General features: G+C 77.9%; 2 protein-coding genes and 1 pseudogene. All 3 read left to right on the top strand.

The genetic code is table 11. The features are described 5' to 3' along the window. Positions 1–231: pseudogene (locus ACWEN3_RS46170) on the top strand (hypothetical protein); the annotation flags it as partial. Further along, positions 228–731, top strand: coding sequence for a ferritin-like domain-containing protein (locus ACWEN3_RS46165; RefSeq protein ID WP_452984387.1), 504 nt, complete (start codon positions 228–230; stop codon positions 729–731). The pseudogene ACWEN3_RS46170 and the gene ACWEN3_RS46165, both read left to right, overlap by 4 nt. 41 nt (positions 732–772) lie before the next feature. After that, positions 773–1690, top strand: a complete 918-nt coding sequence (locus ACWEN3_RS46160) for an aminoglycoside phosphotransferase family protein (protein ID WP_452984385.1) — start codon at positions 773–775, stop codon at positions 1688–1690. Positions 1691–1781 lie beyond the last annotated feature (91 nt).

The following is a 1781-nucleotide window of genomic DNA, read 5'->3' as shown; positions in this document are numbered from 1 at the left end:
GGGGGGCGGCCGACCACGGCGAACGGTCCGTGCTCTGCCTCCCCCTCGGTGCCGACCGCGCCGGCCACCGAGAAGGACGCCCTCGCCGCGCTGGCCGCCGCCGAGCGCACGCTCGCCGACCAGCGCGCGAAGGCCCTGCTCGACCTGCCGGGCGAGCCGGCCCGGCTGCTGGCGTCGGTGGCGGCGGCCGGGGCCGCGCACGCGTACCTGCTGACCGAGGGAGCGAAGTGAGCGACGGATCCGCGAAGGCCGAGCTGTCCGCGCTGCAGGCGGCACTGGCGGCCGAGCACGCGGCGGTCTACGGGTACGGCGTCGTCGGCGGCCAGATCGGCGCCCCGCGCCGGACCGAGGCCCGGGCCGCGTACGACGCCCACCGGGCCCGCCGGGACGCGCTGGTGCGCGAGGTGCGGGACCTGGGCGGGGAGCCGGTGGCCGCGAGCGCCGCGTACGCCCTGCCGTTCCCGGTGCACGCCCCGGCGGACGCGGTACGGCTCGCAGCCCAGCTGGAGGAGCGGGTGGCCGGGGTCTACTCGGACCTGGTGCGGGCGACGACCGGCGCACGGCGGGCCTCGGCCGCCGGGGCGCTGCGGGAGGCCGCGGTGCGGTCGGTGCGCTGGAGCGGGGAGAGCGTAGCCTTCCCAGGGCTCGCCGAGCGGGCCGCCACGGGGACCGCAGCGGGGACCGGCGCGGCCGGTGCGACCCCGTCGGCCTCCGCGCCGGCGACCCGTTGAGCGCCGTACGACAGGCTCAGGAGAAAGGGAACGACTCGCGCATGGCTTTCGAACCGCCGCAGCGCCTGGTGCGGGCGCTCGGTGAGACGGCACCGGCCGGTGACGACTGGCTGGCGCGGCTGCCCGAGACGGCCGAACGGGCCGTCGCCCGGCGCGAGTTGACCGTCGAGCGGGTCCAGGTGCCGGGCGGCCGCAGCAGTCTGGTGGTGCTGGTCCGCCGGGCCGACGGCACCCCGGCCGTGCTGAAGCTGGCCCCGCCGCGCGCCCGCCCGGCGAGCGAGCGGGCGGCGCTCGCGCACTGGGGCGGCCTGGGCGCCGTACAGCTGCTGGAAGCCGACGCGGAGCCGGCAGCCGATGCGGAGGAAGGGGCGCTGCTGCTGGAGCGGCTGCACCCGGACGTTTCGGTGCGGTCGCTGCCGGAGGCGAAGGCGCTGCTGGAGGCGGCGGGCACGCTGCGCCGGCTCTGGGTGGCCCCACCGGCCGGTCATGTCTTCGAGACCGTGACGGAGCGCACCGGCCGGCAGGCCGCGGCGATGCGCGCGGGCGCCGAGCACGAGCCTGACGCGGCCCCGCTGGTCGACGCGGCGCTCGCGGCCCGCGAGGAGCTGCTGGCCGCGCCGCCCGAGCACCGGCTGCTGCACGGCACGTTCCGGCAGAGCAAGGTGCTCGCCGGGGAGCGGATGCCGTGGCTCGCGGTGGGCCCGGACCCGGTGGTCGGCGAGAGCGCGTTCGATCTGGCACGGCTGGTGCGCGACCGGGTCGAGGACCTGATCGCCTCGCCGTCCGGCGCGGCGATCACCCGGCGCCGCATCAAGCGGCTGGCGGAGTCGCTGGAGGTCGACCAGGAGCGGCTGCGGGGGTGGACGCTGTTCCGCGCGGTGGAGTCCGGCGTACGGGCCCTGCGGGTGGGCCGGCCGAAGGACGGGGAGCTGCTGCTGGAGTTCGCCGGGTGGCTCTAGTGCCGGCTCCGTGACGCTCGTTCGGGATCCGCGCGGCCAGCTTGCTGCGGGCGAGATCGGCATCGAGACTCTGCCACACTGCCGTCCACGC

It is taken from the genome of Streptomyces sp. NPDC004561, from assembly GCF_053602155.1.
Note: the sequence above shows the minus strand (reverse complement) of the source record. Positions and strands in the feature narration are given on the sequence as shown.

Bases quoted from the DNA above. Each gene is read 5' to 3' on its own strand.
- ACWEN3_RS46160 (WP_452984385.1), top strand. From the start codon at position 773: ATGGCTTTCGAACCGCCGCAGCGCCTGGTGCGGGCGCTCGGTGAGACG.